Annotated in this window: 4 protein-coding genes; 2 read left to right on the top strand and 2 right to left on the bottom strand. The window is 44.0% G+C overall.

Annotation, left to right across the window (positions count from 1 at the left end; all coding sequences use genetic code 11):
* The first annotated feature begins 37 nt into the window (after positions 1-37).
* Together DW657_RS15485 and DW657_RS15480 are read left to right on the top strand one after the other, a co-directional pair.
* Entirely contained in the window at positions 38-3,220 is a 3,183-nt protein-coding gene (locus tag DW657_RS15485; RefSeq protein ID WP_118313333.1) for a TonB-dependent receptor, read from the top strand.
* Between the two features lie 13 nt (positions 3,221-3,233).
* Positions 3,234-5,255, top strand: coding sequence for a RagB/SusD family nutrient uptake outer membrane protein (locus DW657_RS15480; RefSeq protein WP_118313334.1), 2,022 nt, complete (start codon positions 3,234-3,236; stop codon positions 5,253-5,255).
* A gap of 528 nt (positions 5,256-5,783) precedes the next feature.
* Here DW657_RS15480 and DW657_RS15475 read toward each other — a convergent pair.
* Both DW657_RS15475 and DW657_RS15470 read right to left on the bottom strand, forming a co-directional pair.
* Positions 5,784-7,037, bottom strand: a complete 1,254-nt coding sequence (locus tag DW657_RS15475; RefSeq protein ID WP_118313332.1) for an ATP-binding protein — start codon at positions 7,035-7,037, stop codon at positions 5,784-5,786.
* A 282-nt stretch (positions 7,038-7,319) separates the two neighbouring features.
* Positions 7,320-8,219 (bottom strand): diaminopimelate dehydrogenase, encoded by a 900-nt coding sequence (locus tag DW657_RS15470; protein ID WP_118313331.1) that lies wholly within the window; start codon positions 8,217-8,219, stop codon positions 7,320-7,322.
* Positions 8,220-8,915 lie beyond the last annotated feature (696 nt).

Genomic DNA, 8,915 nt, shown 5'->3' with positions numbered 1-8,915 from the left:
ATTGGATGATAGTTGCGGATTTTAGGAACTATATCTTATGATTAGACAACTATTCACAGTAAGTACTATGATTATGGCTCTTGGTATGGCTCCAGCCCAGGCTTATGGGGGAACTCGTATCCAGGAAACTAATCAGTCCAAAGATGGACAATGCACTGGTACCATTATCGACCCTACAGGGGAGCCTGTAATTGGTGCTACAGTCACAGTTAAGGGAAAGCAAGGTGGAACCATCACCGATTTCGATGGTAAGTTTGCTCTTTCTGATGTAAATCGTGGCGCAACTATCTGTATCAGCTACATTGGCTTCGAACCAGTGGAGATGGTATGGAAGGGTGGTGAAATCAATTTGACCATGAAGGAAGACAGCAAGACCCTGAACGAGGTCGTTGTTGTCGGTTACGGTACACAGAAGAAGGTTAACGTGACAGGTGCTGTCAGTATGGTAAACAAGGACGTTTTGGAAAACCGTCCTGTTACTAGTGTAACTCAGGCGTTGCAGGGTGAGGTTCCTGGTTTGAACCTTTCTGTCAGCAACTCTGGTGGTTCGCTTGATGGTACCATGAACATCAATATCCGTGGTACAGGTACCCTTAATAGCGGATCTAACTCTTCTCCTCTTGTTTTGGTGGATGGTGTTGAAGGCGATTTGACCAACATTAACCCTAACGACGTTGAGAGCATCTCTGTATTGAAGGATGCTGCTTCATCTTCTATTTACGGTTCTCGTGCTGCATTCGGTGTGATCCTCGTTACAACCAAGAATGGTAACAAGGGTAAGGTAAATGTAAGCTATAGCGGTAACGTGAGATTCAATCATGGTATCGGTATCCCTGAGATGGCAAACTCTGTTGAGTATGCTAAGATGATGAATGCTGCCCAGATCAATGGTGGTGGACAGGCTCACTTCTCTGATGCTCAGATTCAGAAGATGCAGGATTACATGGATGGCAAGCTTCAGTATCCTACAGAGAGAAACCCTAACAGTAATACTTGGAACTGCTGGGATGCTTCTTATGCTAACACCAACTGGTTTGACGTATATTACAAGGATTGGGCTACTTCTCAGGAACACAACCTCAGCCTCAATGGCGGTAATGACAAAACTCAGTGGTATATCAGTGGTAACTTCCTGGGACAGAACGGTTTGCTCAATGTTGGTAAAGACCGTTTGAACCGCTATACATTGAAGGGTAAGATTACTACAGAGCTCGCTAAGTGGGCTAAGGTAACTTATAATACAAGCTGGACCCGCCAGGACTTCGAGCGTCCTAGCTATATGAACGGTTTGTTCTTCCACAATGTGGCACGTAAGTTCCCTACTCAGCCAGTAACTGATCCTAATGGTCACTATATCAGTGAGAACGAAATGGAGCAGATGGAGAATGGTGGTATTCAGACCAAGAACAAGGACTTCTTCACTAACCAGCTTGCATTCGTTTTCGAGCCTATCAAGGATTGGCACATCAATGTAGAAGGAACTCTCCGTGTATATAACAACTGGGAGCACTGGGATGTATTGCCTGTATTCTACTACGACTGCGACAACAACGCTATTCCTATGCCTTGGGCTATGGGTAGCAGCGATTACGCAGCAGGTCAGACCCGTGTAAACGAATATGTTTATAAGGAGAACTACTACGCTACCAACATCTATTCTGATTACTCTCATTCATTCGGCGACCATAACTTCAAGATTATGGGCGGTTTCAATGCCGAGAAGTATGCAGTACGTAATATCAGCGGTCAGAAGGACGGTCTTTACACTCCTTCTCTTCCTTACTTGTCAACAGGTTCAGCTGCAGACCAGGTAAGTGGTCACCCAGACGAGATGGCTGTAGCCGGCTTCTTCGGACGTTTGAACTACAACTATGCTGATAAGTATATGTTCGAGGCTAACATCCGTTATGATGGTTCTTCTCGTTTCGTAGGTGGCAAGCGTTGGGGTACTTTCCCTTCTTTCTCTGGAGGTTGGAACATTGCTCGTGAGAAGTTCTTCGAGAAGATTTCTGATGCAACAACTATCACCAACTTGAAGTTGAGAGGTTCATGGGGTGAGCTGGGTAATACCCGCTTGAAATCATGGCACCCTACATATAGCTCTTTGGGCGTAGGTACCAAGTATGGTTGGATTGTTGGTGGTGCATTGCCTAACTGGGCAAGCAATCCTGGTCTTGTAAGTGCTAACTTGGGTTGGGAGACTATTCGTTCTTGGAACGTGGGTCTTGACTTCGGTCTCTTGAACAACCGACTCACTGGATCTTTCGAGTACTTCGTACGTAGCACCCTCGACATGGTAGGTCCTGCTCCTGAGCTTTCTTCTGTATTGGGTACAGGTGTTCCTGCAGAGAACAACTGCGATATGAAGTCTTACGGTTTTGAGTTCCAGATTGGTTGGCGCGATAATATCAAGGACTTCAAGTATGGTGTAAACTTCAATATCTCTGATGCACAGCAGGAAGTAACACGTTATCCAAATGAGAGCAAGTATCTCGGCAAGTACTATAAGGGTCGCAAGTTGGGTGACATTTGGGGTTACACAACTATCGGTATCGCACAGACTGATGAGGAAATGAAGGCTCATCTGGCAAAGGTTAATCAGAGCGCTCTTGGTTCTAACTGGGGTGCTGGTGATATCATGTATGCTGACCTCGATGGTGACGGTTATGTAAACAGTGGTGCCTACACATTGGAGGATCATGGTGATCTTCGTATCATTGGTAATGATACTCCACGTTTCAACTTCGGTCTGAATCTTGATGCAGCTTGGAAGGGATTCGATATCCGTATGTTCTTCCAGGGAACTATGAAGCGTGATCTTTGGTTGGATGGTATCTACTTCTGGGGTGCTCAGGGCGGATTCTGGCAGTCTAACGCATTCAAGGAACACTTGGATTACTGGACACCAGAAAACAAGGGTGCATACTATCCACGTCCTCTCTGGGGTGGTCGTAACAGACAGACTCAGACACGTTATCTCCAGAATGGTGCTTACTGCCGTCTGAAGAACTTGACATTCGGTTATACTTTGCCTAAGTTCATTACTTCTAAGGCTGGTATGCAGAGTGTACGTGTTTATATGTCTTGTGAGAATGTCTTCACAATCACAAGCTTGAGCAAGATTTTTGACCCTGAGAACATCGGTTCTCTCTATGGTGGTTCAGGTAAGACCTACCCATTGCAGAGCACCGTATCATTCGGACTTAACGTAAACTTCTAAAAATGTCATGATTATGAAACTATCATATAAGAAATTATTTTCTGCCGCATTGTTAGTGAGTGCTACTGTTGGCTTCTCTTCTTGCGATGATTGGTTGGATACCCCACCACAGAATGCGGTAACAGCAAATGATTATTTTGCTAATGCAGACCAGCTCGGTGCATATGCTATTCAAAATTACGGTGGTCTTTTTGGCCGCGGTGGTGCTTGGAACATCGGTTCTCCATATTTGGATGATAACAACACTGATAACTCTATTGGCAACTCCCCTTCACAGTCACTTTATACCGTGGATAACTGGAAGACAGGCAATAGCGGTAGCTTGAATACAAATCTGATTCGTAACTGCAACTACTTCTTCGAGCAGGTGCTGCCAAAGTATGAGGCTGGTAAATATACTGCCAACGTGGATTTGGTGAAGCACTATATCGGTGAGATGTATTTCACACGTGCATATACTTATTTTGCTCGCTTGAAGACTTATGGTGATTATCCTATCATCACAAAGGTTCCTGTAAACAATCAGGAAGACTTGTTGTCTGTAGGTAAGCGTATGCCTCGTAATGAGGTGGCTGACTTCATTTTGCAGGATCTTGATAAGGCTATCGAGATGTTGAAGGATAAGGGTTTTGCTAACAACAACCGTATCAACAAGCAGGTGGCTCAGTTGGTTAAGTCTCGTGTAGCTTTGTATGAGGCTTCTTATGAGCGCTACCACAAGGGCTCTGGTCGTGTGCCAGGTGATGCTGAGTGGCCAGGAGCAAAGGTTCATCCAGGTTATACATTTGATGTTGACGCGCATGTTAAGAACTTGTTGGGTCAGGCTATGGATGCAGCTAAAGCTGTAGCTGAGAATATTACTCTTGCTCAGAACACTGGTGTTCTTGATCAGGTAGATCCAGCTTCTCCTGTTGCAGGTATCAACCCATACTTCGAGATGTATGCTTTGCAGGATATGTCTGGTGTGGATGAAATCCTGATGTGGAAGGCATTCGGTGAGATTGATGGAGCGGCTATGACCAATGGTATCGCTTCATTTATCACCAGTGGTTCTTGCTATGGTTTGATGAAGAGCTATGTAGATAACTTCGTGATGGCTAATGGTCTTCCTATTTATGCTGATGGCTCTGGCTATCATGGAGATGAGACTATCGACAAGGTAAAAGAGGATCGCGATGGTCGTTTGCAGTTGTTCTTGTTCGGCGAAAGCAACTGGTTGCCATTGTTCAGCACTCAGGCTGAGGGTGTGAAGTTTACTCCTTATATCGGTGCTGCTCATGAGCAGCAGTTGGACGTAACTGGTTATCGTATGCGTAAGGGTGAGAACTTCGACAAGACACAGAACGTAAATGGTAAGATGATCGGCACACAGGGTATCTTTATCTTCCGTGGTACAGAGGCTTTGCTTAACTATCTGGAGGCTCAGTATATGCGTGACGGTAATCTTGATGCTACTTCTCAGAAGTACTGGAAGGCTATCCGTAACCGTGCTTTGGTTGACCCTGACTATAACAAGACTATCGCTGCTACTGATATGACTAAGGAAGGTGAGACCGACTGGGGTGCTTACTCTCATGGTCAGTTGCTTACCGATAAGACTCTCTACAACATCCGTCGTGAGCGTCGTTGCGAGTTCATCGGTGAAGGTATGCGTTGGGACGACCTCGTTCGTTGGTGCGCTATGGATCAGTTGAAGACCAAGAAGTACATTCCTCAGGGTGTTAACTTCTGGACAAGCATGTTCGAGATAGCTACCAATAATGGTTTGGATGATTCTAAGGTTACTTGGATTGAGGGACCTGTAAATGAGAAGGCTAACGTTTCTTCTCGTGCGGATGGTAAGTATCTCTGCCCATTCCGTGTACGTGGTAACAACCCAGTTTATGATGGTTATACATGGATGGAGGCTCACTACAACTCTCCAATCGCTATCCGCGAAATCGAGTTGCTCTCTCCTGATGGTTCTATTGAGAATTCTGAGTGCTATCAGACATGGGGTTGGTCAACCAAGCCTAATGAGCCTGCGTTGAAGTAATAATGAAGCTTTGAATAAGCAAAGAACAAGCTTTTGATAAAATATAGATAAAGCTGATATAAATACAAAAAAGGCTCGCAAGAAGTTTCGATTTCTTGCGAGCCTTTTAAGATTAAGAAATATTAAAAAACTGGCTTTTCCTTGGAGATAATCGCGGATATGTGTATATTTGTGCTATCCGATAATCGCGGATAGGTGTAAGAAACGGAAAATATTAATCGCGGATAGGTGTATTTATCCGATATTATTAATCTAGGATAGGTGTAAATTATGAGAAGAAAAGTATATGATCAACTCAAGAAATGGAAAGAAGAACAGAACGGAGAAAGTGCTGTTCTTGTCAATGGGGTGAATGCCGCAGGCTGTAGCTAAATTTGTAGAAACCAGAGATTTCAATAAGGTGGATCGTGTGAAGCGCCAAATTCTTAAAAAATGGAATGGTAGTTCATACGAATAATAAATGCTGCACTTATGATAAAAAACGGTTCGCAAGATGGGGCAATCCATCTTGCGAGCCGTTTTTATCTTTTACATCACCAGGCTATCTGGATTCATCAAGAAATCCAAAAGCCCCATGGTGAGGATGCCGTTCTCGTCTCGCCATGGCTTGATGTCATCTTTTACGATGATAATCTTCTTGAACGAATCGTTGATTCTTAACAAGGAAGCCATCTCTTGCTGGCGTTTTTCCTCATCTGGCAGAGCTAGGGCAGACTGGATGTAATATCTTTGGCTTCCTTCGTTCACCACAAAGTCTACTTCTAGCTGTTTGCGTTGCCATTTGCCATCTTTGTCCACGAAGCGTTGTTCCATCATGCCCACATCCACCTTGCATCCACGGCGGCGCAATTCATTGTATATGATGTTCTCCATGATGTGAGTCTCCTCTTGTTGGCGCAGTCCTAATATTGCATTTCTGATGCCAAGGTCGGAAAAATAGAATTTTGATAAGTTGCCTATGTACTTCTTGCCCTTGATATCGAAACGGATAGCCTTTTCGATGAGGAAGGCATCTTGCATGTAGTCTAGATACCGGTCGATGGTAGCAGGGCTGATGCCTATCTTCTTTACGCTCTTAAATGTGTTCGATAGTTTGGCAGGATTGGTTGGTGCGCCGATACCTGAAGCAATGATTCTTATCAACTCCTCAAACTCAGCCTTGTTCTTAATCTTATGTCGCTCAAGAATATCTATCAGATATACGCTCTCGAAGAGGTTGGTAAGATAGTCTAACTTCTTCTTCTCAGTATCTAATGCTAGAACATGTGGAAGACCCCCATAGGTATAATAGTCTTTCCAAGCATCTCTAGGATTTTGTCCTGTGCCTTCACAATATTCTGCCAAGGAGAGAGGGTAGAGGTGTATCTCATCGCCTCGACCACGAAACTCGGTGATGATGTCGCTCGACAGAAATTTGGAGTTGCTGCCTGTTACGTATACGTCAGCATTCTCAATGCGGAGCAGGCTGTTGAGCACTTCCTCGAATCTAGGAACCAGCTGTACTTCGTCGAGAAGAATATAGTACAAGTCATCATCAATCATCTTGGCTTTGATGTATCTGTAGAGTGTGAGTGGCTCTCTGAGTTCTGCATTTTCGATGTCATCGAGTGCTATCTGGATGATGTGGTCTTCGAGCACAGCATTGGCAATCAGATGTTGCTTGAAAAGCGTAAAGAGTAGATACGACTTTCCACATCGTCTGATGCCGGTAATAATTTTTATCAGCCCATTCTGCTTCCCGCTGATGAGCTGTTGTAAATAGAAGTTTCTTTTTATCTGCATATTCTTTTCTCTTACGTCATTTTTTTGGCAATGTTGCCACTTTTTCGCTGCAAAGATACGGTTTTTTCCCTTAAAAATGGCGATCTTACGTCATTTTTTTGGCAATATTGCCACTTTTTCTCCGCAAACGAAAAGGTTGTTCCTTTAAAAATATGCTTGGATTAGGGCGATAACTCGTTTTTTAGGAGCTATCGCCCCAGTTCAGATGTTAATACACAAAACGGCTCGCAAGAAGTTTCGATTTCTTGCGAGCCGTTAATGTATATATTTATTTCTCAATAATTACACGAGTGTAGCAACGACTTCCTCACGGGTACCTGGCAACATGTCGATGACAGGAATCTCTGGCATGGTATAGCAACCTGGCTGGAGACGGAATGAAGCGCGAGCCACGTTAACCAGAACCTGAGCGGTGAGGGCAGGGTTGTTGATGCTCATATTGAACTCGAAACGCTGGTTCTGAGTCTTGCCAGATACACCCTTGCGAACGAGGTTCACACCATGACCCATATCCTTTACATCATCTACAGATGCTACGGCGAATACGTGAGTCTCATCATGAGCGAAGTATGGGTCAGCCTTGATCTCTGCAGTTACATCCTCAAGCTTGGCACCTTCCTCCAACTCTACATAAACCATACGGCGGTGGATACCCTCGCCCAATGGGATTGTAACAGAGAGAGCTTCCTTGACACCCTTCTTGCCACGAACGCAAACAGAGTGTCCCATGCTCATACCAGGACCGAAGTTGGTATAGGTCAATCCCTTTGGAGCCAGACTTTCCATCAATACACGTACGATAGAGTCTGAACCTGGGTCCCAACCGGCAGAGATTACACTCACCTTGCCAGCCTTCTTGCAGTTCTCCATCTGCTTGGTGCGGTAATCAAGAATACCTGTATGGATATCGTAGCTATCTACGGTGTTGATGCCGAGTGAAACGATCTTCTCTGCATACTCAGGGCAAGAACGGGTAGGAGTAGCGAGGATAGCAACATCCACATCCTTCAACTTGGTGATGTCATCTACTACCTCATAGTTAGCCAACTCTGCTGGTTTGTCCTTAGCACCCTGGCGACGAACGATACCTGCGATCTCGAAATCAGGAGCTGCTTCGAGAGCTTCTACTGTAAATTTACCGATGTTGCCGTAACCTACTACGGCTGCTCTAAACTTTTTCATTTGATGTATTTATTTCTTTTATATTGTTGTTTATTTTGGATAATTCCTTCTAGATATCTATTTCCGGTTGCAAAAGTATAGCTTTTTCTTGAAATACGTGACGTTTTAATAGATTTTTAACTCATAAAACTTGCAAAAGGTAATAAAATCATAGTTTCTAGGTAGAATGACGGGGGAATTGTAAGGGTTCTGGAATAGATTCCTTACAGTTTCGTGATTTCAAGGATTTAAGAGATAGCCTTATTCTTTAAAGCTTTTGCCCTTACAGGGCGTCGGGGGTGCGTTCATAATTACCCAGGGCGATGCCCTGGGCTAAGAGCTTCTGCCCTTTCAGGGCGTATTGGGTAATTTCAACCGTACAGGTCGAATTAGTTTCTACCCTTAAGGGAAATTGTTTCTACTCTTAAGGGAATTTGTATCTGCCCTTAAGGAAAATTGTTTCTACCCTTAAGGAAAAATAATTCTTCCTTTAAGGGAATTTGTTTCTACCTTTAAAGGAAAATGTTCCTGTACCTAATAGAATACTTCGTTCAGAGACGTTGAATCTCCGTTCGCCGACGTTGAATGTACGTTCAGCGACGTTGAATGTCGGTTCAACGACGTTGAACGGAACTTTCTTCTAGTCATAAAAACATTTTCCATAGGAGATAAAGGCTTTTTCCTATAGGCAATACTCTGTTAATTCTTATGTAATCG

It is taken from the genome of Prevotella sp. AM23-5, from assembly GCF_003473645.1.
Taxonomy (GTDB): Bacteria; Bacteroidota; Bacteroidia; order Bacteroidales; family Bacteroidaceae; genus Prevotella; species Prevotella copri_A.
This window is presented reverse-complemented; position numbering and strand designations above follow the sequence as displayed.